This window comes from Acinetobacter sp. YH12219, assembly GCF_013417875.1.
Taxonomy (GTDB): Bacteria; Pseudomonadota; Gammaproteobacteria; order Pseudomonadales; family Moraxellaceae; genus Acinetobacter; species Acinetobacter amyesii.
This window is the reverse complement of the sequence record NZ_VPDC01000024.1, coordinates 11672-36239: the sequence shown is the minus strand read 5'-3', so window position 1 is coordinate 36239 and position 24568 is coordinate 11672. Positions and strand designations below refer to the sequence as shown.

The 24568-nt window shown below is 37.0% G+C and carries 23 protein-coding genes; all 23 read right to left on the bottom strand.

Going from position 1 to position 24568, the window contains the following annotated elements; all coding sequences use genetic code 11:
* Window positions 1-15: 15 nt before the first annotated feature.
* Window positions 16-1035: a UDP-glucose 4-epimerase GalE gene (gene galE / locus FTV04_RS14345; protein WP_168379467.1), complete on the bottom strand. Its 1020-nt coding sequence runs from the start codon at window positions 1033-1035 to the stop codon at window positions 16-18.
* A 22-nt stretch (window positions 1036-1057) separates the two neighbouring features.
* Entirely contained in the window at window positions 1058-1663 is a 606-nt protein-coding gene (locus tag FTV04_RS14340; RefSeq protein WP_168379466.1) for a sugar transferase, read from the bottom strand.
* Between the two features lie 124 nt (window positions 1664-1787).
* Window positions 1788-2912, bottom strand: a complete 1125-nt coding sequence (locus FTV04_RS14335; protein ID WP_168379465.1) for a glycosyltransferase — start codon at window positions 2910-2912, stop codon at window positions 1788-1790.
* A complete protein-coding gene (locus FTV04_RS14330) occupies window positions 2899-4539 on the bottom strand; it encodes a heparinase II/III family protein (protein WP_180090108.1) in 1641 nt (546 codons plus the stop codon). The genes FTV04_RS14335 and FTV04_RS14330 overlap by 14 nt, the downstream gene beginning before the upstream one ends.
* The gene (locus FTV04_RS14325; protein WP_168379463.1) at window positions 4536-5480 is read right to left on the bottom strand and encodes a glycosyltransferase; all 945 of its coding nucleotides are present in this window, start codon (window positions 5478-5480) and stop codon (window positions 4536-4538) included. The genes FTV04_RS14330 and FTV04_RS14325 overlap by 4 nt, the downstream gene beginning before the upstream one ends.
* Window positions 5481-5484: 4 nt before the next feature.
* Entirely contained in the window at window positions 5485-6450 is a 966-nt protein-coding gene (locus FTV04_RS14320) for a glycosyltransferase (RefSeq protein WP_180090106.1), read from the bottom strand.
* Between the two features lies 1 nt (window position 6451).
* Window positions 6452-7645 (bottom strand): hypothetical protein, encoded by a 1194-nt coding sequence (locus FTV04_RS14315; protein ID WP_168379461.1) that lies wholly within the window; start codon window positions 7643-7645, stop codon window positions 6452-6454.
* Window positions 7646-8740: a hypothetical protein gene (locus tag FTV04_RS14310; protein WP_180090104.1), complete on the bottom strand. Its 1095-nt coding sequence runs from the start codon at window positions 8738-8740 to the stop codon at window positions 7646-7648.
* Window positions 8741-8820: 80 nt separating this feature from the next.
* Window positions 8821-10080, bottom strand: coding sequence for a UDP-N-acetyl-D-mannosamine dehydrogenase (wecC, locus tag FTV04_RS14305; protein ID WP_168379459.1), 1260 nt, complete (start codon window positions 10078-10080; stop codon window positions 8821-8823).
* An 18-nt stretch (window positions 10081-10098) separates the two neighbouring features.
* On the bottom strand, window positions 10099-11223 hold the full coding sequence (wecB, locus tag FTV04_RS14300; protein WP_180090102.1) for a non-hydrolyzing UDP-N-acetylglucosamine 2-epimerase: 1125 nt from the start codon (window positions 11221-11223) through the stop codon (window positions 10099-10101).
* 103 nt (window positions 11224-11326) lie between these two features.
* Window positions 11327-13183, bottom strand: a complete 1857-nt coding sequence (locus FTV04_RS14295; protein ID WP_180090100.1) for a nucleoside-diphosphate sugar epimerase/dehydratase — start codon at window positions 13181-13183, stop codon at window positions 11327-11329.
* A gap of 60 nt (window positions 13184-13243) precedes the next feature.
* The gene (locus FTV04_RS14290; protein WP_180090099.1) at window positions 13244-14413 is read right to left on the bottom strand and encodes a DegT/DnrJ/EryC1/StrS aminotransferase family protein; all 1170 of its coding nucleotides are present in this window, start codon (window positions 14411-14413) and stop codon (window positions 13244-13246) included.
* A gap of 35 nt (window positions 14414-14448) precedes the next feature.
* Window positions 14449-15105 (bottom strand): NeuD/PglB/VioB family sugar acetyltransferase, encoded by a 657-nt coding sequence (locus FTV04_RS14285; RefSeq protein WP_180066591.1) that lies wholly within the window; start codon window positions 15103-15105, stop codon window positions 14449-14451.
* On the bottom strand, window positions 15105-15707 hold the full coding sequence (locus FTV04_RS14280) for a sugar transferase (RefSeq protein ID WP_180090097.1): 603 nt from the start codon (window positions 15705-15707) through the stop codon (window positions 15105-15107). The genes FTV04_RS14285 and FTV04_RS14280 overlap by 1 nt, the downstream gene beginning before the upstream one ends.
* A 153-nt stretch (window positions 15708-15860) precedes the next feature.
* Window positions 15861-16400 carry a serine O-acetyltransferase gene (locus FTV04_RS14275; protein ID WP_180090095.1) on the bottom strand — a complete coding sequence of 180 codons (540 nt, stop codon included), beginning with the start codon at window positions 16398-16400 and terminating at the stop codon, window positions 15861-15863.
* 32 nt (window positions 16401-16432) lie between these two features.
* On the bottom strand, window positions 16433-17572 hold the full coding sequence (locus tag FTV04_RS14270) for a glycosyltransferase family 4 protein (RefSeq protein WP_180090093.1): 1140 nt from the start codon (window positions 17570-17572) through the stop codon (window positions 16433-16435).
* Window positions 17569-18663, bottom strand: a complete 1095-nt coding sequence (locus FTV04_RS14265; protein ID WP_180090091.1) for a glycosyltransferase — start codon at window positions 18661-18663, stop codon at window positions 17569-17571. The genes FTV04_RS14270 and FTV04_RS14265 overlap by 4 nt, the downstream gene beginning before the upstream one ends.
* Complete coding sequence (locus FTV04_RS14260; RefSeq protein ID WP_180090089.1) at window positions 18660-19778, bottom strand: glycosyltransferase; 1119 nt, start codon at window positions 19776-19778, stop codon at window positions 18660-18662. Before FTV04_RS14260 ends, FTV04_RS14265 begins: the two co-directional genes overlap by 4 nt.
* A 31-nt stretch (window positions 19779-19809) precedes the next feature.
* Entirely contained in the window at window positions 19810-20358 is a 549-nt protein-coding gene (locus tag FTV04_RS14255; protein ID WP_180090088.1) for a DapH/DapD/GlmU-related protein, read from the bottom strand.
* Window positions 20359-20478: 120 nt separating this feature from the next.
* The gene (locus tag FTV04_RS14250; protein ID WP_180090087.1) at window positions 20479-21072 is read right to left on the bottom strand and encodes a DapH/DapD/GlmU-related protein; all 594 of its coding nucleotides are present in this window, start codon (window positions 21070-21072) and stop codon (window positions 20479-20481) included.
* Window positions 21072-22244, bottom strand: coding sequence for a lipopolysaccharide biosynthesis protein (locus FTV04_RS14245; protein ID WP_180049547.1), 1173 nt, complete (start codon window positions 22242-22244; stop codon window positions 21072-21074). The genes FTV04_RS14250 and FTV04_RS14245 overlap by 1 nt, the downstream gene beginning before the upstream one ends.
* 10 nt (window positions 22245-22254) lie before the next feature.
* A complete protein-coding gene (locus tag FTV04_RS14240) occupies window positions 22255-23277 on the bottom strand; it encodes an NAD-dependent epimerase/dehydratase family protein (RefSeq protein ID WP_180090085.1) in 1023 nt (340 codons plus the stop codon).
* Window positions 23278-23289: 12 nt separating this feature from the next.
* On the bottom strand, window positions 23290-24567 hold the full coding sequence (gene tviB, locus FTV04_RS14235) for a Vi polysaccharide biosynthesis UDP-N-acetylglucosamine C-6 dehydrogenase TviB (protein WP_180090083.1): 1278 nt from the start codon (window positions 24565-24567) through the stop codon (window positions 23290-23292).
* Window position 24568: the final 1 nt, after the last annotated feature.

Sequence of the window (24568 nt, the reverse complement as noted above, 5' to 3'; positions counted from 1 at the left end):
TCATGGCTCCTTTTTTTATTTAACATACCCATTAGGATTATTTATCTGCCAATTCCAACTATCTCGCAGCATATCTTCTAAAGAAAATTGAGGTGTCCAATTTAATTCTATTTTTGCTCGACGATTATCCGCAAAACAAACAGCAACATCTCCGCTACGACGTGCTACAAATTCATATTTTATTTCAACGCCATTTACTTGCTCAAATGTGTTTATCACTTGAAGTACTGATGCACCTTTGCCCGTAGCAATATTCCAAGCGCGGCAGCCCTGACTTTTCACACGATTTTTTAACGCACAGATATGTGCATCTGCTAAATCCATAACATGAACATAATCACGTATACCAGTTCCATCTAAAGTTGGATAATCATTTCCAAAAATCGCTAATTTATCTCTTTGTCCTATTGCAACCTGTGTTACATAAGGTATTAAATTATTAGGAACACCATGTGGATCTTCTCCAATCCGTCCACTAACATGTGCCCCAACTGGGTTAAAATAACGTAATAATGCAATCGACCAACGCTCATCACTTGCAGATAACTTTTCCAATAGCTGCTCGACAATATACTTCGTATAACCATAATTATTGGTCGTATTTCCAGTAGGCATATTCTCATCTAAAGGAGATTGATGAGTTTCACCATATACTGTTGCTGATGAACTAAATACAAAATTAAAAACATTAGCTCGCTGCATCGACTTTAAAAGATTTAGAGTTCCTGAAATATTATTGTCAAAATATTCAAAAGGGATTTGCTGACTTTCACCCACTGCTTTTAAACCAGCAAAATGTATCACTGCATTGATTTGATGCATTTGAAAAATTCTATCTAGACACTCCCCATCTCGAATGTCACCTTGAATGAATATTAATGATTGATTTGCTAGAATTTGAACACGTTTAAGCGCTTCTACAGAACCATTGGCTAAATTATCTAAGACTACAACAGAATACCCTTCTTCTAACAACTTCAGACAAGTATGTGAGCCAATATATCCAGCCCCTCCAGTAACTAAAACCTTAAACACTAATTAACTCCAAGCAAAATATTTACTTAATTTTTTTCGTAGTTCCAGAAAATCGTTCCGCACCAACTTCTTGATCTGGTGCATTAATACCCTCCTTTTTTAACATGACCTCAACTGTTTTAAACATAATTTTAAAGTCTAACCAAATTGAATGTGTATTTACATATTGCACATCAAGATCAAATTTTTCTTCCCAAGACAAATTATTTCGACCACTGACTTGGGCAAGCCCCGTCATTCCTGGTTTGACGTCATGACGGCGCATTTGTTCAGGAGTATAATGTTCTAAAAAATCTTTCATCTGAGGTCTTGGCCCCACAATACTCATGTCACCTTTTAGTACATTAATCAATTGCGGCATTTCATCTAAGCTTGTTGATCTTAACTTATGACCAAAAGGTGTAATACGCTGATCATCAGGTAATGGATTACCCCTTTTATCAAAAGCGTCCAACATAGAGCGGAATTTCATCATTTTAAATATTTTTGCATTTTTACCAGGTCTTTCTTGATAAAAGAAGATAGGAGATCCTAAATTTTTACGGACTTTATAGGCCACCAAAAGAAATATTGGGCTTAAAATTATTAATGCTGTTAAAGCAATTAATATATCAACTAACCTTTTCATTTATCAAACCTGCTAAGCCTCAACATGTTGTAAATTTTATAATAAAACTCTAACTTCCTAATTCATGGATTAAAAAAATCTTAAAGTTCGATTTTTAATATATAACCTACAACAATAATTAAATTTAAAATAAATAAATCAAATGTTTAACCGTTACATCTCTAATATATTGCGCTTGGATTTTTTGACGATTCAAGAAAGATAACGATGGATTAAACTCCGAAAAAACTTTTTCAATTTCCTGCTTCAATATTTCTACAGAGCACGGCTGAATCAGTGAAACATTTTCAAATTTGCCTAATGTTGCCGATGCAACTCCTTGTCCACCATAAATGATATATTTTCCAGTTGAAAGATACTCATATAATTTAGATGGCATAGCTGTTGCAAAATCTGGGGTTAGCTGTGCATATAAAATATCGCTGCTGTTATAAATTTCAATCAGCTCATTAAAATTTTTTCTACCCAGAAAATTTAGATTTGAAGCCGCATGATCCGCTAGAGCATAAATACGTTCAAAATCTGTCCCTCCGCCCACAATGTTAAACTTCACATTGGGCAATTGTTTGCTCACTTCAACGAGTGTCGAAAGATCTTGAGCTAAGCCAACATTGCCAACATAAGTCACTGTTTTCTTATGTGACTGATTTTCTAACACTGAACTTAACTGTTCGAATACAGATAAAGATACACCATTCGGTACTTTAATCATATTCTGATAGTTTGAAACATACTTGGAAATATATTCAAATTCATGATCATTCGTTACGCTAATGATTTTAAATCGTTTTAAATTAAAAAGCGCGCATTTTGTAAATATAGTTTTAGCAATTCTGTTAATCAATGATTTAGTATCTAAATACTCCCAGCTTAAATCACGAATATCCAGCACGTTTATTTTATGAGCAGGCAATAAGGCGCTCATATGCAGTAAAAACATGGATGGAATCGTAATTAAGTTGATATCACAGCTCATTTCCTTGGCTTTTTTTAATGCCAAAGATGCAATTTTCATTTCTAATAATGCACGTTTTACGAAAGATGGAATTTTTGTGTCTATAAAAGGAATTTTGTAGTGATTAAAATTCGCATCTTCTAGCAAATGGTAATTGTCATGATCCATTGAAATTAGTTTTACTTCATGGCCTTGCTCAAGCGCCGCATTCACTAAACTTAAAATACGATTCCTTGAAGCATTTTCGCTTTCTAGACTATTTGCACTAATGATACATATCTTAGACATTTTCATCGTCCACATCCATTATGGTAATGCTTATTTTACATTCACCTGATTTTAAAAATATTTTCAAACATAGATTATCTATGGATTTACCAAATTCAGGATGCCATAAAGTATTTAAGAGCTGTGAATCTACCTGCCCCTCTAGATGAAGATAGACTGTCGTATCATCAAGCCTACATTCATACTCATTTGATGATATTTGTTTAATTTGAACATATGGATGAAAATAAAGATAAGAAACCGCCTGATTAAATTGACCTGTAATTTGATCAATTAAGCTGATTTTATGTTCATTAAATGCCACTGATCGCCGATGTGTGACACTTTTTAAGGATTTATACGATGCTACTAATTCATGGATCTGATTGCCCTTGTGAGCTATAGACTCAACTTTAGGACTAACGCGCCTTGCCACCCTGAAGCCTGACCAGATTTCACTCGAGTTCTGACCATCTATTTCAACAGTATTATGTGCAGCAGTTCCTCGCTGTAATAATCGTTCCTTACCTAGACCATATTGAGAGATACCCGAATTTACGATAAATCGCGACCCATTGACACTCAGTTCAAAACTCAACGTGTCTGCATGTGCATGTCCAGGCTGATATGAAGGACCGACTTCAGCAACATCCATCAAGAATTTATAGGTTGGGCGCTGTACGCTCACATAACCACTTGGCTTTAAATAACAATCAACTAAATCTGACGCTGCAACATTCATCCCTAGTTGCTGTGCATAGTCTAATAATTTTGCATACTGTGAGGCTATTCCAAAAGTAGCATCATTAAAGAAAGAGATTTCTCCATCAGGGTGAGTCATTGCATCTAGCCATTGCAACATACTTATAATTTTAGCTGCAAGATGTTGATGATTGATGACCTCTAATTGATCATAGATTTGAGCCAGTTGATAGATATCTAACAAATCTTCAAGAAAGATTGCATGGTACATTGGGGTTAATTCAAAGTTTGCACCATCATCTAATACTTGTTCATCAACCTCTTTACGATAAATTTTTAAACCAAGTTCTAGCCATTTTTGAGATTCAGGCGTTTGAAAATAGAGACCCGCAAAAATCAGTGCTTTAGCATTGGCAAATAAATGATTCGCTAAAATATGCCACTCAACCGTTTTAGACAGATGCTCTACCTGCAAGGCTAAACTGTTCAATTGTGCTTGATCTAAAGGATTGCCCTGCAAACTCCATTTAATCCAGTTTACGATACGAAGGGAGTTTGGATAAGGCTCCCAAGCATTGCCTGAAGAATAAGGATTTTCATCAATCCATTTATGAATTAAATCATCATGCCAGTGTTTACGCTCTACAGCATTTTCTGCATTGAGATCATCAAAATAATGTAAATTATAGAGCCATAATTTTTCTTGCTGATTAGTATTCCAATCCTCAGCCGTATTTAACTGACCTAAATGATTTAGAAATACAAACTGTGTTGGACTGAGCATACTAATAGGCTTGGCTATTGTATTGTGCCAACTTCGGGCTACATTTCTAAGCTGAATGTTAAATACTGTTTGCTTCGTTTTTGGCTTAAGCAAAAGATAATGTAAACGATAGTATATTTGTATAAATTTTAAATACTTAACAGTATTTATTAATCTTAATACTTTCATTTGGACTCTTCTATCAAATTCTCGATTGCATTAAATAAATCATCATTTTTCAAATTAAAAAGCTTTGTTCCAGCAGGCCTAGAAACTACATCAGTCGCTAAGACTGGACAATCAAAAAATAACGACTCCTTCAAACTTACTGAATCGCCATCTGTTGTCGTTATGCGTAGAAAAACCAGTCCAGATTTAAATAGTGGCCAAATAGGAGTATTGTTTGTTAATAAAATGAAGTTGTTATACTTACTTTGCAAATTTTCTGACATCTTCCTGATTTTTAAACCAAATTCATCATTAGAGAATTCAGCAATTGCCATAACGAATATTAAATCTGGATGCTCATTCGCCAGTCTGTCATAAGCTTTTAATGTAAGTTCCAAGCTATAAATATCTTGTCCAGAAATATCTAAATTTGTTTTTGATGCACTAGCGATTACTAAATTTTTTTTAAAAAGATTACTTTTTAATTTATCTGGATAAATAGAATTAATAATATTATCGGCTTCTTCAACATTAGGTGGAATAAATGCCTGTTCTATTTTAAAATTTAAATTATTATAAAAATTAATTTTTTTATAATTATCTTTTAAATGCGAGCTAACCAATACTATCTCTTTAGCATTTTTTAAAAATTTTAAACAAATACTTTTCTTAAAACCACCAAAATTTTCGATATGTCTAGACGTATTATGATCAATAAAATAAAAACCTTTGGTCTTACAAATTACCGCAATAAAAACAATTAAAAAGTTAAATGTACTAATATATATAAGATCTTTCTTAAAAAGAAAGGTATATATAATTTTCCATAAAGTATTTAGGTTTGGTTCAATTACACAAACGTCATAATCTTTCTGAAGTAAACCAACTTTTCTTTTATTAAATATAGTAACTCCACCTGTAGGTTCAGGTAATGTACCAATAAAATATAATTTTTCTTTCATTACATTACAATCCAAGTTCTTTTAAAAAAATATTTACAGAATTGGAAATACTAATGGAACTAAAATTTTCTTGAAAAACTTGTAAAGCTTTTTCTTCATTTGCTTCAAATTTAATTTCTCGAATAGAATCTAAATTTTTATCATTAACAATATATCCAGCCTGTTCGATTAAATTTTTATAAGAAGTAATACCTTTAGTTGAAATTACATTAACTCCACATGATAAATACTCAGCGAGTTTAATTGGCGAAGCAACATTATTTACTACAATGTCATCCCTAATTAAAAAACCAAAAGAAGCCGCAGATAAGAAATTTTCAATTTCTTGTTTAGAGGATAATGATACTACTGATGTCACTTTTAATAATTTTGCTGTAGCTAGTTCTTTCAATTGAGCATGGCACACTGCTAAATCATTAGTTGCTACTGAAAATTTAGCTTCATTATTATTCTCAACAATTATATTCATCATTTTTATAATTATATCAAAATTTTGCCATTTTGACATGCCGCCAATATAACAATAGTTATTCTGATCACGTTTAACACTTTTATTTATTTTTAAATCCGAAAAGCAAGGAATGACAATATTTTTTTTCTTATTAAGAAAAGGCTTTTTTTGATAAAATGTTTTCATATAAGGAGAAACATATATATGTGAATTACTTAAAAATAATGCAACATACTCCAATATCCATATAATCATATATTTTATATAAGATTTATGTTTTAAATAACTTTCATGTGGCGATGACCCCTGAACCCAAAAAATTATATGTGGTCTTCCAAAATTTATAAAAAAAGTTAAAATTACTTGATACATGTCTGAACAGACGATGTATTTTTCATTAGATAAATTATTATCTATTTTTCGGCAATTTGTTCTAGAACTAAAAACTTGAAAAATTCTCTGATATGCCAAATCAACAGCTGAATTTTTTTTTACTTTATAAAAGTTAAACAAGATCATCTTACTTACCTGATTTAGACATACAACCCAAAGCAAACCAAAAGATTGCTACATATGGTAGATAACTAACAAAAACCAATGGTTCTACAAATGTAACAATAAATGAAGCTATGATAAGCTGATAGAAAGCAAAGACATTTTTTCTCTCTTTCCAGGAAATTTTAAATGCATTAGCTATAAAAAAAGTTAAACATGTAAAGTAGAGTATAAAAAATATTATACCAAAATTAGCTATTATATTCATCCAAACATTATGAATATCTTTATAATCATATCCATAATCAAATAATGTATATCCACCTTTATATGCAGTACCTATTAATAGATTTTCTTTTATAATTTCAATAGCAGTTAGACCAGCATCTCCTCTACCTGTAGTAAAATCTGCACTTTTATCAAAAATCATACCCAAACGACTATTTTGTATTAAAAAATACTTAATAGTATCAAAATAATAATAAATTAATAATGAAAAACTTACTATAAAAATACTAGATTTAATATATCCAATTTTTTTTACAAAATTCAATAATAAAAAAGAAAAAATTATTATAGTTCCAGTTTTCCCATCGGAAATAAAAACTGAAAGTAGTATTAAAAACAGAACAAAAAAGCATATTAATCTATCAAATCTACTTTTAACATTATAAAAAAGATATAAAAACAGAAAGTACAAAATAATTAAAGAAGTATTCCAACCTGTTCTACCTATATTATATCCATTATTATATAAATTTAAATCAAAAACACTTACACCATAATCAATATTATATACATAGTTTAATGAATCATTGAATTTGGCCAAAACAACCCACAATAATCCAAGTATTAAAATAATTGAAGAAAACCTACTAAACTTAGAAAAATTCAGATTATCAAATCCAACATAATAACCCAAAAATGCATAACACATCGAAAATATAACTGACAATAAAAACACAAACTGTATATTAAATATTAATAAGCTATAAAAAATAGATACAATTAATATTATTAATAAAAAAACTCCATTTTTTTTTAAAAAGAACTCTCCATTAGTATTTAAAAAAACATACATAGAAAATAAAAGGAAAAAACCATTTATTATTAAATGAACCCAAAATAGGCTCCCAACAAAAGGAACATAATAAAATATTGACAGTATAAATGATGCTAAAATTATATCTGACAAACTTTTTTTAAAATGATTTTCCATTTAAAACCTTTTGAAAATAAAAAATTGTAATACAATTACAAAAAGGTAACTTAATGATGTTCCAACAAATATAGCAGAATAATCTAGTCGGCTTTCAAAAAAAATATAACTAAAAATAAGGGTTAAAAATGCCCAAATTAAATTAATATAAAATCCGTACCTTGGTTTTCCAACTGACAACCAAAAACCAGAAAAACTAGAAGCCAATATATATAAAAAGGATGACGTCATCATAGAATAATACATTAAATTTAAACTATAACTTACTTCAAAATCTGAGATAAGAAATATTATACTTTTAAATAATATTAAAAATACTGCAACAAATAATCCAAACAAAAAATAAAATTTAAAAATTTTATTTATATTATTCCTATCCTCATTTAATTTAGATATTAGAAAACCAACTAAAACTCCAGGAAAAAAAACTATCAGATTATATATTTGAAAAAACCAGGAAAACTCACCTAATTTCTCATATGACAATCCATAGTATTTTCCTAAATTAATACAAATAAAATATACTGGAGCTACACATAATGCCGATAAAAATATCGGAAGTGAGTTTTTCCTCAAATATTGAATGTTTTTTTGAGAAAATATTAAAGCTAAAGATTCTTTTTTTATAAAAATCAAGCCATCTGACTTATACAAATTCAAGGAAAGTAAAATAAATCTATATAATAAAAGCGCAAACAAGGCACCGAAGATATTATATTTTTTTATAAAAAAATAAATAAGTGGAAGCATAACTATAAAACTTATAATTGCATTTACTGCCATATTCTTATAATTTTTAGTAGCATACATTTTACCTTCAACTAAGGCTGATGCTCCCATAAAAAAGGATATAAAAATAGCTAAAATATAATATAAGTTATAATTAAAACATAACACTAACAAAGCTAATATAGAAAGAATTACTAATATTAAAAAATGAGAGGCTAAAATAGCCTCTTTTTCTAAATTATTTTTTATATTAGAAGAATATGCTTGATTCACTGACAAGCCTCCACCACATATAAAAAATATACTTAAATTTGCAATTAGCATAGTATAATAAGAGAATAAGCCATAATCATGCTTACTCAACATAAGCAAGCCTAAATAGCTTGATAACAATATGCTAATTTTAGAAAATAAGTTATATATTACAGAATAGATTAGGCCTCCCACTACAGCAGAATTCCTTTTGTATCCACAATATATTTTGATGCAATTATAAAATTATTTTTAAATTCTTTATGATCAACTAAAATCAAATGAATATCAGCCATTTGCCTTTCATCTAAAGAAATCAAACGTACATTATCTGGTAATTTTTGTGGCAATTCACAAATATTAGGCTCAATTGCTAAAATATTTAGGCCTTGTTCAGCTAACTGTTTAGTAATTTCTAAAGCAGGGCTTTCACGCAGATCATCAATATTCGGTTTAAATGCCAAACCATAACAAGCTACTGTTACATCCTTTATTGTTTTTTCAGGGTTCGCTTGCAAAAATTCAGCAATCTTAATTTTAACCTGATCTATCACCCATTCAGGTTTCGCATCGTTTACTTCACGTGCAGTGCGGATTAAACGCGCTTGCTCAGGTGTTTTTGCCACAATAAACCATGGATCAACTGCAATACAGTGACCGCCTACGCCTGGCCCAGGTTGTAAGATATTGACACGCGGATGACGGTTTGCTAACGCAATCAATTCCCAAACATTAATATCTAACTTATCGCAAATTACAGACAGTTCATTTGCAAAAGCAATATTGACATCACGGAAAGAGTTTTCCGTAAGTTTACACATCTCAGCTGTACGTGCATTTGTTTCAATACAACCACCTTGTACAAAAGTTTTGTACAACTGGCTTGATGCAGCTGAACATGGCGCAGTCATACCACCAATGATACGGTCATTGCTGATAAGCTCTAACAATACTTTACCTGGAAGAACACGTTCAGGACAATGAGCGACACGGATATCAGATGCTTCGCCTTCTTGCTGTGGAAAGCTTAAATCTGCACGTGCTTCGCTCAACCATGCAGACATTTGCTCAGTTGCGCCAACAGGTGAAGTAGACTCTAAAATAACCAAATTGCCTTTAGCCAAATAAGGTGCAAGTGCTTTTGCTGCTGCTTCAATATATTTTAAATCAGGTTCATGATCATCTTTAAATGGCGTAGGCACAGCAACAATATAAGCATCCGCTTCTACAGGTATGGTTTGCGCAGACAACATGCCTTTTTCTACAACGTCTTTAACCAGCGCATCTAGGTCAGGTTCTACAATATGTACTTTACCTTGGTTAATCATGTCTACTGCGTGCTGATTCACATCAACACCTGTAACTTTAATCCCATGCGCCGCAAATGTCGCAGCAGTCGGCAAGCCGATATAACCCAAACCGATGACACAAATATGTTCAAATTTATTATTCATAATACGACTTATACTTACTCAGTTATTTTTTAAAAATTCAATAATTTGCTGACAAGACGTACCATCACCATACGGGTTATGGGCTTCTGCCATTTGATTGTATAACGCGGTATCTTCAAGTAATTCAGAGACAGATTTTTCAATGATCACAGCATCTGTACCTACCAGTTTTACAGTTCCTGCATCTACTGCTTCTGGACGTTCAGTCGTATCACGCATCACCAAAACAGGCTTACCTAAAGAAGGTGCTTCTTCTTGAATACCGCCAGAATCGGTCAAAATTAAATAGCTGTGATTCATTAAATAAACAAAAGGCAGATAATCCTGCGGTGCAATTAAATGAATGTTTGAAATACCAGATAACAGCTCATTTACAGGTTTTTGCACATTCGGATTTAAATGTACTGGATATACAATTTGTACATCTGAATATTTTTTCGCAATATTTGCCAATGCTTGGCAGATATTTAAAAAGCCTTGACCAAAGTTTTCACGACGGTGTCCTGTCACTAAAATCATTTTTTTACTTTGATCTAAAAAGCTGAATTGCGATTTAAAATCAGCAATAATTTTATGATCAGTTTCTACTTTTTCTTTAACATTCAGCAATGCATCAATTACAGTATTACCCGTAATAGTAATATTATTTGGATTAATATTTTCTTTAATTAAATTATTATAAGAAGATTGTGTAGGTGCAAAATGATAATTAGCAAGTGAGCCAGTTAGCTTACGGTTTGCTTCTTCTGGCCATGGTGAGTAAATATCACCTGTACGTAACCCAGCTTCCACATGACCAATCTTCACTTTGTGATAATACGCCGCTAAAGATGCTGCAAATGTTGTTGCTGTATCGCCATGAACTAGAACAACGTCTGGGAGCCACTCATCAAATACTCCCTCCAGCCCTTTTAAAACACCCGATGTCACATCTGATAATGTCTGACCAGGCTTCATCAAATTTAGATCAAAATCAGGTTTTAAATTAAATAATTCTAACACTTGGTCTAACATTTGACGGTGTTGACCGGTAACACAAACCTTTGTTTCAAAAAAATTATTATTTTCTTTCAACTTTATAGCTAAAGGTGCCATTTTTATGGCTTCAGGACGTGTACCAAAAACCAGTAAAATTCTTTTCACAAACTACCCTTAAATTCAATTATCGATATAAAAATGTTTTAACTTACTGAACTATTCTATCAATTTTAAAATTCCATTAAAATGCTAGAAATGTTGATTTATATTATTTTTTGGCTGATTTAAAACCACTAACATATTGAGATAACAATATGTATAGTTTTTTTGTTTCAATATCATTGTTATAAATACTAATCAACTCATTAAAAGCATTTAAGATAACCACATAAGATCTATAATTTTCAAATGATTTTAAAATCCGCTCATGCCCAGTTTTCTCTACATTATCCGAATCAATCAACAGCTCTTCATACAATTTTTCACCTGGCCGTAAGCCCGTGAATTGTATCTCAATATCACCCTGTCCAGTTTCATTGATAGCTCGAAGACCACTTAAACGAATCATTTGTTTAGCTAAGTCTATTATTTTAACTGGCTCGCCCATATCAAGCAGAAATACATCACCACCTGTCCCCATCGCACCTGCCTGAATCACGAGTTGAGCTGCCTCAGGAATGGTCATAAAATAACGCGTGACTTCCGGGTGCGTTACTGTAACAGGCCCGCCTTTAGCAATCTGCTTTTTAAACAAAGGAACAACAGATCCCGAAGAACCTAATACATTCCCAAAACGGACAATACTGATTTGGGTGTTTGGATGTGTCGATGCCAAGCCCTGACAATACAGCTCTGCCATGCGTTTAGAAGCACCCATGACATTGGTTGGACGCACAGCTTTATCAGTTGAAATTAAAACAAAAGTTTCAACATTTTGATTCACTGCGGCATCGACACTACGCTGTGTGCCAATGGACGTATTATAAATACCTTCAAATGGGTTTGCCTCCACTAGAGGCACATGTTTATAAGCCGCCGCGTGATAAACCGTTTGTACCGCATACTGTTGCAATATACGCTCTAACTTCGGCTGATTGGTGACAGAACCTAATACTGAAATAATTTGTATATCAGATGCCTGCAATTCACGGTCTATCGAATACAAGGCAAATTCAGACATTTCAAACAGCACCAGCATTTTCGGCTGATGCTTCACGATCTGACGGCAAAGTTCAGAGCCGATCGACCCTCCTGCCCCTGTCACCATGACCACTTTATTTTTAATATTCTTTTCTAACAATTCAGGTTTCGGCGGTACAGGATCACGTCCAAGTAAATCAATAATATCCACTTCACGAATATCAGAGACTTGGACTTGACCATCCACCAGTTGCGTTACCCCTGGCAGTTCCATAATTTTGACATCTGCCGTATCAAAAGACTCAATAATCTCTTTTTTCCGTGCACGACCAACGGAAGGCATGGCAAGTAAGACTTCTTCAATACCAAATTTACCCAATTTGGTTTGTGCTTTTGTCGGTGAATAAATCTTTAAACCGCTTAATGACTGCCCTTGTAAAGAGCGTTTATCATCGATAAAACACACCGGTAAATAATCATCTGAACGGTTTAGCGCTGCGGCAATTTGCTGACCTGCTAAACCTGCGCCATAAATTGCAACGCGTTTACGGCTCTGTTTTTTTGCGAAGGTTTTGAGGGTTGCGTAGCGAATGACGGCACGGCTCCACCACATGTATGAAAACAGCATAAAGCCATACATGAGCGGAATACTCATGGGAATAAAAGCGACATTCAATTTTTTAATCGTGTACAAGGCCACGATTTGAATAAATGTCCCGATTAATATCCGCAGTAAGTAGTCTTCATTAAAAGAACGGACAATTGCGCGGTAAATCCCCAGCAAAGCAAAAATAGCAATGCCACAAATACCGACATAGATATACCAAGCATCTAAGCCTTGCATGACCTGTACATTCGGACGCGCCAAACGAATGGCATACGCCAGCCACATCATCAACGGTAAAACACAGATATCCATCAGCACCAAAACGATTTGTTTTTGGCGACGCGGTAATGATGCTATAGATCGGATAATGTCTTTCACAACGTGCTCGAATCAGGTCAAAGGAATATTCGCGCCTAATATTATACGCGCTTTTCAGGTTTAGATTTTTGCGATGACTTGCGTAATAGCATCCACTGTTTTTTGCATGCTGGCATCCGACAATGTTGGATGTACAAGGAACATCAAACTGCTTTCACCGAGTTGTTTTGCTTGTGGCAATGATTGTTTTGGACGCCATGCTGTGCCATCAAAAGCTTTTTCTAAATACACTTCTGAACATGAACCACTAAAGCATGGAACTGCTTGAGATGAAATTTCCGCCATGATGCGGTCACGTGACCAGCCTTCTGGCAAAGCATCAACATTGACTTGCACATAGCATTTATAAGCGGCATGTACATAATCGTTTGAAGGTTTCGCTACGGTAAAATAAGGGCTACTTTCAAATACAGCTTGGATACGCGCCATATTAGCATTACGTTTTTCCGTCCATTCAGGCATTTGTTTGAGTTGCAGACGACCAATCACAGCTTGCATTTCCATCATGCGCCAGTTAGTACCAAATGAATCATGCAACCAACGGAAGCCCGGTGGATGTTGCTTGTTATAGACGCTATCAAAGTTTTTGCCGTGATCTTTATACGACCACATTGTTTTCCAAAGACCTTCATCATTGGTGGTGACCATCCCGCCTTCACCGCCTGTAGTCATAATCTTGTCTTGACAGAATGACCATGCGCCAATATGACCAATTGAACCTGCCGATTTACCTTTGTACATCGCGCCATGTGCTTGGGCACAGTCTTCAATTACAAAAATGCCTTTTTCCTCAGCCAATTGCATGATTGGGTCCATATCACACATCCACCCTGCCAAATGCACACAGATAATGGCTTTGGTATTCGGTGTAATCACTGCTTCAATGGTACGGCGTGAGATATTCTGTGAATCCAGTTCAACATCAGCAAAAATAGGATTGGCACCTGCGGTGACAATTGAACTTGCTGAAGCCAAGAAAGTCCGTGAAGTGACAATCACATCATCACCTGCACCAATACCCAAAGCTTTGAGGGCTAAATCGAGTGCTACTGTACCATTGGCAACGGCAACTGCATGCTGAGTTCCTGCAAACTGTGCAAATTCCTTTTCGAATTCACGGCATTCCTGACCTGTCCAATAATTTACTTTATTGGATAATAGGACTTTTGACACCGCATCGGCTTCTACTTGGGTAAAGCTTGGCCAAGGCTCAAATGCACTGTTTAACATGGAGTTTTCCCAGTCTAAAAATCTAGTTTAAAAATCTATTTTGAAGTCAGAATTCGGGCGGGATTACCCACCACGGTGACGCCTGCGGGTACACTTTTGGTCACGACAGCACCCATACCCACAATCGCACCTGCACCAATCACTAAAGGCTGATCAGGTGTGCCCTGCTTAATCATCGCACCCGCGCCAATATAGGCATGTGCATGTATATGAATATTGCCGTTACATTTTACGCCTGGTGCGAAAGTAACGAAATCCCCAATCACACAATCATGCTCGACATAACTGTATAAATTGGCATGAAAACACTTGCCGATTTTGACATTTGAGCCAATGGTGACAAAGGGACTCAAAGCAGAACCTTCAGCGAGTTCTATCTGATCCATTAAAACCACATTGTCCGCAGTGATCGACCAAAGCTGAATGCCATCCGCTTCTAAACGCTGAGCGATTTTTTCACGCACACGACTATTGGCAATCGCAATTTGCACGTATTTTGTCGATGCAAATTCATTTAGAAACGCTTGGTAATTCATGGCACGATGACCATTGACTGAAGCAATGTCTGTTAAAGCATCATCGATAAAGATAATTTCAGACGCATCACCTTGACGTGCCAATTGCTGACGCGCGACAGGCATCAGGCTACGCCCACAACCTGAAGCCCCATAAATCGCATAGAGTGTTGTCATTATTTTTGTTCCGGTGTGCCGGTAAATTTTGTCATGGTTGCCTCGCCTTCAGCACTAATATCATCCTTGGCAATCACTTTTTTCACGGTTTTTAGCATGATTTTAAAATCCAGCCATAAAGACTGATTTTCCACATACCATGTGTCTAGCTCAAACTTTTTTTCCCATGAAATGGCATTACGACCATTCACTTGAGCATGCCCTGTGATGCCCGGACGCACGTGATGACGTTTCGCTTGTTGCGTATTATAAAGGGGCAAATATTCCATCAATAATGGACGTGGCCCGACAATACTCATATCACCCTTAATCACATTCCACAGTTCTGGCATTTCATCCAAACTGGTGGCACGAAGCATTTTACCAAATGGCGTGAGGCGTTCACTGTCCGGTAATGGATTGCCATCCGTATCAAGTGCATCTTTCATGGTGCGGAACTTGATCATCTCAAACGGTTTGCCATGCAAGCCCGGACGAACCTGACGAAACAGAACCGGTGAACCGAGATTCTTTTTCACCTTATAAGCCACTAAAGCATAAACAGGAGACAGCAGCACCAGCGCAGATGATGCGATAACAATATCCAATAAACGCTTTAACATGGTTCGCTCTTGAGGTTAGATAAAGATGGGAAAATGGTATCCATTTCTAGCAATGATTATACCCTGTTCGACGCCATCAGATTTGTAAAATATTTCAACGGTCAAAGGGACTCAAGTAGTCGCTGTTCTAAAACCGCCAAACAATATAGCTGTTTAGAGATCTATCCAACGACGATTGACTGCATGCCCTGGGTTATTCATGCTGATCACCTTCGCGTAGTTTCCTACTGCAGTTGCATTTTCAGGAATGTCTTTCGTCACCACGCTGCCCGCACCGATAGTGGCATTATTGCCAATTTTGACATGCTCAATGATGCAAACATTCGGCCCAATATAAACATTATCTCCAATTTCTGCTGCTTGACGGCCGCCATTGGCACCAATCGTTGTAAATTGCGACAAATTCACATTATTGCCAAGCACAGTCGTAGGGTTAACAACCAATGGTCCACCATGACCAATATATAAGCCATAACCAATTTGAGTTGTGGTATGAATATCTATGCCGTACTGCTTTTTTTTATAATAATAAATCGGATAAGCCAGCTTCGCCCAAAATGATTTTGCACTGGCTAAACGCAGCCAAAATGAAAAATTAAAACCACGATTGAATAAATAAGTTTTCAAAAAGGTTTTCAAACTGACATGACCGGTATAACGGTATAAATCACTTTTTATATATTTTAAAGTCATCTGGATCGCCTCTTAAATTGGATGAATCGCCTTTAATGGATATCCATTTCAGCCATCATGTGCTTATTCACTTGATGCACATCATATTTATTCAGCGCAATTTCACGTGAACGCTGTCCCATATATTCAATCAATTTTGGATCTTCAATAAAGTACTGCATGCTTTGCACCAAATCTTCGACTGATTTCACCGCAACCAAATAACCATTCACACCGTGCGATACTGTTTCACGGCAACCCGGTGCATCGGTGGTAATAATCGCACGCCCCATCGCCATCGCCTCTAATACCGTACGTGGCGTGCCTTCACGGTAGGAGGGCAACACGTAGACCGAGCTTTCCGCAATTGCAGGACGGACATCACTGAGTTTGCCCCAATATTTAAGGCGATCATCGGCAATCCATTCATCGAGTTCGGCTTGAGAAATAGCTGATGGATTATCATCAATCCAACCGACCAAATGAAATTCCGATTCAGGATATTGTGCTTTGATGATGCGCGCCGATTCAGCATATTCGCGCACACCTTTATCACCCAAAAGCCGTGCAATGAGTAAGAATGAGACTTTGACCTGCCCTTGTTCATTTTTGGGTAAAGGCATAACATCAAAGTCTTGCACATTCACCCCTGAGCCATTCACCACCACCGTCGGTTTACTAACATCCAGTAAGTGCATCTCTTGGAACAGCTTTAAATCATCTGGGTTTTGGAAAAAGACTTTGTCGCTACGTTTGAGCGCTTGCGCATATAAGCCATGCACCATTTTTTGGAATACACTGCGCTTGCCAGATTCCACATTTTGAAAAGCGTAGCCCAGACCAGTAATTAAAGCAAAACGATGCGGTACTTTCGCAAGCCAAGCCGCGAGCGTGCCGTAAATGACCGGTTTAATGGTATAGGACAGCACGTAGTCAGGTTTAATTTGACGAATTTGCTGATACAGGTTTTTGAGTAATTTTAAGTCTGCAACTGGATTGGTGCCCGTACGCTGCATGGGAATCTCATGTAGATGATAGCCAAGGGCTTGCAGTTTTTGCTGTTCTTCAGGAAACCTGGCAAACTCAGGTGCCATGATGTGAATTTCATAACCTCGGGCAGAAATCGCTTCTAATAACTTGCCACGAAAATTGAGTACCGATGGCAAAAAACTGCTGATCATTAAAAACTTCATGCCTGTTGGCTCCACATCTGCATATATTGACGGCTAACAGTTTCAATACTGAAATTCTGCTTTACCCGTTCACGCGTCGCCTGTTTTAAACTTTGTTTTTCTGCTTCTGTCTTTTGTACATATGCCAAAATGGCATCCGCCAAAGCTTGCGCATTACGTGGTGGAACAATACTTCCTAAATCCTGCACAATATATTTGGCATCGCCAACATCTGTACTAATACATGGCAGTCCCGATGCCATCGCTTCGACCAACACATTCGGGAAGCCTTCTGTAATTGAAGTCATGAGGAATGCATCGATGGATTGATAAAAAGCTGGCATATCTGAGATTTGATCCAGTAAATGGACTTTTTCGGCATCTAATTGATGCTGCTCAAATAAAGCTTTGACGTCCGCGTTATCTAAACTCGCCCCACTACCCGCAATTTTAAAGATGATATTTTCATCTTTAAGTAAACCCATGGTTTCAAATAAATACGGATAGCCTTTTGCCGAATGGTAACGTCCGGCAAAGCCAATCACGGTTGGCTGATGCAATTCTGGGTTCGGCTGAAATTTATCGAGAAACACACCATTGGCGATCACTTGGCTATTTGGATTTTGAATGCCAAATGCTTGGTGCTGCTCTAATGAAGAATGCGCACAATAAATAATGCTGTTCGGTTGTTTTGATAAAATTTTACTTAAACTTAAAGCAATCTTGGTACTGATCGATTCATCTTTCGGGGAAGCAAGCGAGTGATGAATGCCCCACACGACTTTTGGTTTTTTTGCTAAGCCAATGACGCTCAAACTGGTTAAGGCATTGGCATGGTACATCCAACATTGCACGGTTTGAGGTTGTAACTGTTTCAGCAATTTACGTAATTTTTGAATCGTACTCAGCGTATTGATGCCATTCCAGCCTAAAGCATAATGTGACTGACAACGATCGAGCGTGCTTTGATAGATGCTCGATGTTTTCATTAAACTGATGATCACGTGCTGATATTGGTTTTCAGTATATTGAATCAGACGCGACAGCATCATTTCTGCACCGCCCACCCCTGCAAAGTTGGTGATCACATGCACCATCAACGGTTTGCTCATGTTGCAGACTCCATCATGTTTAAGTACTGCTGCAATACCGTTGCTTTGTGGAATTGCTGAATATGGGCTTCAAAATTAGCTTCTGAATAATGTACATAATCAGCAAAAATTGCCTGTTGCATAGCTTGTGTCAAACCTGCTTGATCATTGCATTCAACCAATAAGCCAAATTTAGCATGGTCTAAAATTTCCATTGGTCCACTTGGACAATCAGTACTGACCACCTTCACTTTGGAAGCAAGCGCCTGAATCAGCACACCTGGTAGACCTTCCCAATTGGAGCTTAAAACAAATAGCGAAGCATATTTAAAATAGGCATACGGGTTTGAATTAAAGCCAGGTAAATCCACCACATCGTTTAAGCCTAAGTCCGATACTAAAGCTTCAAATTCAGTACGCAGTTCACCCTCACCTAAAATGATCAGACGAGTTTCAGAATGCTGATCATGTAAAGCGTTAAAGGAACTGATCAGAAAACCAAAATTTTTCGCTTCAGTCAGACGCCCTACTGCCAAAATCACTTTATTGCTTTCATTGAAAAATTTGTGTGTGACGGGCACTTTGAGTTTTTCAAAATAGGCATCATCCAGTACAGGGTTATAAATGGTGCTCAGGTTATTTTTCTTATAAACATAATATTCACGAAAATCGGCTTCTACACCTTTAGAGACACAAACCACTTGCTGTGCCATGGGATACGTCCAATTCACCAAAGTTTTTAAAACAAATTTAGCGAGACCCTGTAATTTCAAATTCTTAGACGGCGTCGATACTTCACGGAAGATTAAAGCGGTTTGCACGCCTGCCAGCTTTTTGGCAATACCTGCCACAATATTGGTATGGGTTTGCGTTGCCACCAAGCAGTCATATTGCTCAGCTTTCAGCTTCATCTTTAAGGGTGTGATGCTATTCATCACCCGACCGCAATTAAAATTCACCAATTGAATTTTCCGGCTGACTTCAGGCAACAACTTGGCTTTATCACCTGTGACATCACACACGCCCAAATGAATATTCAGACCTTGTTCTGCAAAGCTGTTCGCCAGTTGAATGACTGTACGTTCTGCACCGCCACCGCCCAAGCTTGGCAAAAAGAACATGACTTTATTCAACATAATCAGACCTAAATTTTAAAATGGGAGAATATTAATGCGGTGTTTTTGAGGCTTGAATGGCCATAGCGCGCTCAACCCGCTCACGATAATCCGTGATGCCGACAAGTTCACTGTCACTGGCACAGGTACTTTGAATTTTGGCTTGATAGTCTGCAAAACTGGATACCACTTTGGCAGGCACACCAATCGCCACGCTATGATCAGGGATGTCTTTGGTCACCACTGAGCCTGCACCAATGACAACATTTGAGCCAATACTCACACCGGGCATAACGATTGTATTGACCCCAATAAATACATGCGAACCGACTTGAATTGGTGCAAAGCGTTGGTAGCGCTTGCCTTGCTCATCATGAACCAAACATGTACTGCCGTCATGGGTAATAAATTTCACCCCTGAGGTCACGGTCACATGATCACCAAGGCTGACCAAAAATGGTTCTGAGCCCCAGCTTTTAATATAAATTCGGCAGTTTTCCCCGACTTTTACACCTTTTTTACGTGCATAAGCCACACTGCCTTTTGCCATAAAATAAGCCAAATCAAACAGCTGTCGAAACGCAGAAACCATAAATGACATACACAGTACCTGAATGGAGCGAGGCAACTTAAAAGGAGGAAAATAAGTCAGCTATTTTACGCTGAAAATCCACTTTACGATATGGAAAACGCAGTCACGATGCAGGATGAAAAAATAAGATCAGAGCGATTTGATTTTTTTGGCAGGACTGCCGACATAGACACCCGAGTCGTCCAAAGGTTTCGACACGAGGCTACACGCGCCAATCACCGAATCACTTGGAATTTTCACACCATCAAGTACCGTCACCCGCGCACCAAGCCAAATATTTTCACCTAAACTGACCCCTTGTTTAGTGATGGCATCTTTCACCAACAAATCGGGTTCACCAAACTTATGATTGCTCGCAATGATGATACTCTGCGTGCCGATACGGGTATTATCGCCAATGCTCACACCGCCACAACCATTGATAAATGACTTAGAATTGATACTCACGTCTTTGCCAATAGACACCTTGCCACCAAAGCATTTGATATAACAGCTTTCACCAATAAAACTGTTATCCGCGATTTCTAAAATTGCGCCTTGCTCGACAATTAAACTGACATGATCGCCAATATAAACATTCTGACCGATTTTGACCTGACCGCTGATATCGACCGTACAGGCTTTGCCGAAATAACGAAATTTCGTGCCAAAAGCCACATTATAAAATTGCTGACGGCATTGTGCAGTGAACCAATTCATCAGTTTTAACAGTTTAAAAAACATCAGCTTTTGTTTCTCCACACCACATATAAAATGGCAAAGTTATAAATAATTAACGCCACAGGCACCGCCAGGAGCATATAAATTTTATCAGCACATAAAACATATAAGCCTGCAAATAAAGCGAACTTAATCATGAGTTCAACAATTTGCAGTTTAAATAATACTTGGCTATTGCGCTTGGCAATTAAATAAGCCGAACTTGGCGGATTACAAAAAACCGCCCAATAGCCCAACGCTAAAATTTGAAAATAGGTCGAAATCCCGACCCATTCAGAACCGAAAATCCATAGATATACCGATTCAGGCAAGATAAAGAAAATTGCAAAAAGAGGCAGTGACACCAAGCTTAAAAGCACACTTGCCTTTAACGCATTATTGTTTGAATCCGTGCTTTTAAACTTACGGATAAAAAATTGACGTAAAGTCTGTGAAATCAGATTGATCGGCACACGTAAGGTACGCTCGACAATGGCATAGAAGCCCATTGCCTGCACACCCACAAAATGCGACACCACATAGTATGGCAAGTTATGTGAAAAACTATTCAGCAAGGCATGCGGTGTATTGGCGTAAATGAAATCTTTATAATTTTTAAACGCATGCCAACTGACTTGATAAAGTTGATGTTTCAGTAAATAAATCAGCACCGCCACAATCATGATAATCGAACTAATGTTATAACTATTCACCAAGCTGATCTGCATCACGAATGGCAACGAGAGTTGCACTAACACGACAATGGCATTTCTAAAAATATTTAAACCTGCACAAAAATATTCTTTATGCGCTGCAAATTGATAGTTATACAGACTTTGAATCAAAGTGTTGGCAAGTATGCCTGTGGCAACAGCCCCTGCCATTTCAATATTTAGAATAAAACTAATAACAATACCGCTAACAATCGCGATGAAAGTTGAAAATACTACCCCTTCAAAGATCAGGCTTTTTTTATCACCTTCTTCGGCAACCAATAAAGCTTGATCAAGACGTAAATTCGCCACCGTCGATATAACACTGACTATCGCCAATGCAATCCCGTAAGCCCCAAAGTCAGCAACAGAATATAGGCGTGTTAAAACAGGAAGTGCGATAAATGTCATTATCGCACCTGCCAGTAAACTTAAGGTAATCAGCCCAATCGACTGATACTTTGCGAAAATTTTCGCAATCATCTGTTCAATATCATTTTAAGTTGTTTACGTACCAACGCATCGCCAGTTGAATGCCTTCGGCAATTTTGAACTGCGGTGCATAACCCAAGCCTTGCTCAATTTTGGCAATGCTGGCTTGTGAATGACGTACATCACCAGCTCGGAAATCACGGTACACAGGATCGCGCTCAAAGTTCACCGCATTTTCAGCAAGTGCCACCTGAATGGCACGATATAACTCATTCAACGTAGTACGGTCACCCACAGCCACGTTATACACTTGGTTTTTTGCCTCATCTGATGCAGTCGCCGCCAAGATATTGGCTTGAACCGTATTATCAATAAAACAGAAGTCACGACTGGTTTCACCGTCACCGTTGATGAAGACATCTTCGCCAGCAATCATTGCAGCTGTCCACTTAGGAATTACTGCAGCATAAGCACCATTTGGATCTTGACGCTGACCAAAGACATTGAAATAACGCAAGCCAATCGCTTTAAAACCGTAGCTACGTGCAAAGACGTCAGCATACAACTCATTAACATATTTCGTTACGGCATAAGGTGAAAGCGGATTACCAATATTTTCTTCAACTTTTGGCAATGCAGGATGATCCCCATAAGTCGAACTGCTGGCTGCGTATGTGAAGCTGGCAACACCTGCATCACGCGCAGCAGTAAGCATATTTAAAAAACCACTGATATTGGTGTCATTGGTGGTGATCGGATCGGCAATCGAACGCGGCACAGAACCTAAAGCCGCTTCATGCAAGACATAATCCACGCCTGCACAGGCATTTTGGCAGTCGGCAAACTTACGAATATCGCCTTCAATAAAACTAAATTTTGCCCATTGTTCAGCTGTCACTAAGCCCTTTACTTCATCCAAATTATGCTGATGACCCGTAGCAAAGTTATCTAAACCCACTACGATTTGATTCAGCTTTAATAAAGTTTCAAGCAAGTTTGAACCGATAAATCCAGCAACTCCAGTTACCAACCATGTTTTAGGCGCTGTTTTAAGGTTTTCACATACCTGTTGATATTGATTCATTTGGTATGCCTCTTACAAACGAAGATCAGATTCGGCTTGAGATAACACATATTTCAAGTCATATAGCACATGCTCAGATTTACCTAAAGCACGGATCGCCTCTACACCCATGTCTTTAAATTGTTCATGCGCAACCGCTAAAATTACTGCATCATATTTGCCATTTTCTAAGTTTGAAATTGGGCAAATACCATATTCATGCTCAGCTTCAGATGCATCTACCCAAGGGTCATAGACATCAATCTGGGTATGATATTCTTTGAGTTCATTGACGATATCAATAATGCGAGTATTACGAATATCTGGGCAGTTTTCTTTAAAACTTAAGCCTAAAATCAGTACTTTGGCATCTTCAACTTGAATGCGTTTTTTCAGCATGGCTTTAACCAGCTGAGTGACCACATAAGCACCCATACCATCATTTAAACGGCGGCCCGCTAAAATAATTTCTGGGTTGTAGCCAATCGCTTGGGCTTTATGAGTCAAGTAGTATGGGTCAACACCGATACAGTGACCACCAACTAAACCCGGTCGGAATGGAAGGAAGTTCCATTTGGTACCTGCTGCTTGTAATACCGCTTCAGTATCAATGCCCATTTTATTGAAAATCAACGCCAATTCATTAATTAAAGCAATATTCACATCACGCTGGGTGTTTTCAATTACCTTCGCTGCTTCTGCAACCTTAATGCTAGCTGCTTTATGAGTACCCGCTTCAATAATCAGGTTATAGACTTCATCAACATAATCAGCGACTTCAGGTGTTGAACCCGAGGTGATTTTTAAAATATTCGTCACACGGTGCAGTTTATCGCCTGGGTTAATACGCTCAGGGCTATAACCTGCATAAAAATCTTGATTGAATGTTAAACCTGAGTTCTTCTCTAAAACAGGAATACAGACTTCTTCAGTCGCACCAGGATAAACCGTTGATTCATAGACAACCACGTCACCTTTTTTCAACACTTTTGCAATGCTTTCTGAAGCTTTTACCAATGGGGTTAAATCTGGCTGTTTATATTCATCAATCGGGGTTGGCACTGTAACAATAAAGAAATTACAGTCTTTTAAATTGTCTAAATTTGCGCTGTAACTTAATTGAGCTGATTGTGCTAATTCTTCAGGAGAAACTTCTAAGGTATGATCACGTCCGCTACGCAATTCATCAATACGCTTCTGATGAATATCAAAGCCCACCACGGGAACTTTTTTTCCAAACTCAACAGCTAGCGGTAAACCGACATAACCTAATCCGATTATGGCAATTTTTAATTCGGAGAGTTGTAACATA

Bases quoted from the DNA above. Each gene is read 5' to 3' on its own strand.
- FTV04_RS14330 (WP_180090108.1), bottom strand. From the start codon at position 4,539: ATGAAAGTATTAAGATTAATAAATACTGTTAAGTATTTAAAATTTATA.
- FTV04_RS14310 (WP_180090104.1), bottom strand. From the start codon at position 8,740: ATGTTGAGTAAGCATGATTATGGCTTATTCTCTTATTATACTATGCTA.
- FTV04_RS14270 (WP_180090093.1), bottom strand. From the start codon at position 17,572: ATGAAGTTTTTAATGATCAGCAGTTTTTTGCCATCGGTACTCAATTTT.
- FTV04_RS14325 (WP_168379463.1), bottom strand. From the start codon at position 5,480: ATGAAAGAAAAATTATATTTTATTGGTACATTACCTGAACCTACAGGT.
- FTV04_RS14250 (WP_180090087.1), bottom strand. From the start codon at position 21,072: ATGTTTTTTAAACTGTTAAAACTGATGAATTGGTTCACTGCACAATGC.
- FTV04_RS14275 (WP_180090095.1), bottom strand. From the start codon at position 16,400: ATGACTTTAAAATATATAAAAAGTGATTTATACCGTTATACCGGTCAT.
- FTV04_RS14335 (WP_168379465.1), bottom strand. From the start codon at position 2,912: ATGAAAATGTCTAAGATATGTATCATTAGTGCAAATAGTCTAGAAAGC.
- FTV04_RS14315 (WP_168379461.1), bottom strand. From the start codon at position 7,645: ATGGAAAATCATTTTAAAAAAAGTTTGTCAGATATAATTTTAGCATCA.
- FTV04_RS14255 (WP_180090088.1), bottom strand. From the start codon at position 20,358: ATGTCATTTATGGTTTCTGCGTTTCGACAGCTGTTTGATTTGGCTTAT.
- FTV04_RS14245 (WP_180049547.1), bottom strand. From the start codon at position 22,244: ATGATTGCGAAAATTTTCGCAAAGTATCAGTCGATTGGGCTGATTACC.
- FTV04_RS14290 (WP_180090099.1), bottom strand. From the start codon at position 14,413: ATGTTAAACAGTGCATTTGAGCCTTGGCCAAGCTTTACCCAAGTAGAA.
- tviB (WP_180090083.1), bottom strand. From the start codon at position 24,567: ATGTTACAACTCTCCGAATTAAAAATTGCCATAATCGGATTAGGTTAT.
- FTV04_RS14285 (WP_180066591.1), bottom strand. From the start codon at position 15,105: ATGACAACACTCTATGCGATTTATGGGGCTTCAGGTTGTGGGCGTAGC.
- wecC (WP_168379459.1), bottom strand. From the start codon at position 10,080: ATGAATAATAAATTTGAACATATTTGTGTCATCGGTTTGGGTTATATC.
- FTV04_RS14280 (WP_180090097.1), bottom strand. From the start codon at position 15,707: ATGTTAAAGCGTTTATTGGATATTGTTATCGCATCATCTGCGCTGGTG.
- FTV04_RS14260 (WP_180090089.1), bottom strand. From the start codon at position 19,778: ATGTTGAATAAAGTCATGTTCTTTTTGCCAAGCTTGGGCGGTGGCGGT.
- FTV04_RS14265 (WP_180090091.1), bottom strand. From the start codon at position 18,663: ATGAGCAAACCGTTGATGGTGCATGTGATCACCAACTTTGCAGGGGTG.
- FTV04_RS14340 (WP_168379466.1), bottom strand. From the start codon at position 1,663: ATGAAAAGGTTAGTTGATATATTAATTGCTTTAACAGCATTAATAATT.
- FTV04_RS14320 (WP_180090106.1), bottom strand. From the start codon at position 6,450: ATGATCTTGTTTAACTTTTATAAAGTAAAAAAAAATTCAGCTGTTGAT.
- FTV04_RS14240 (WP_180090085.1), bottom strand. From the start codon at position 23,277: ATGAATCAATATCAACAGGTATGTGAAAACCTTAAAACAGCGCCTAAA.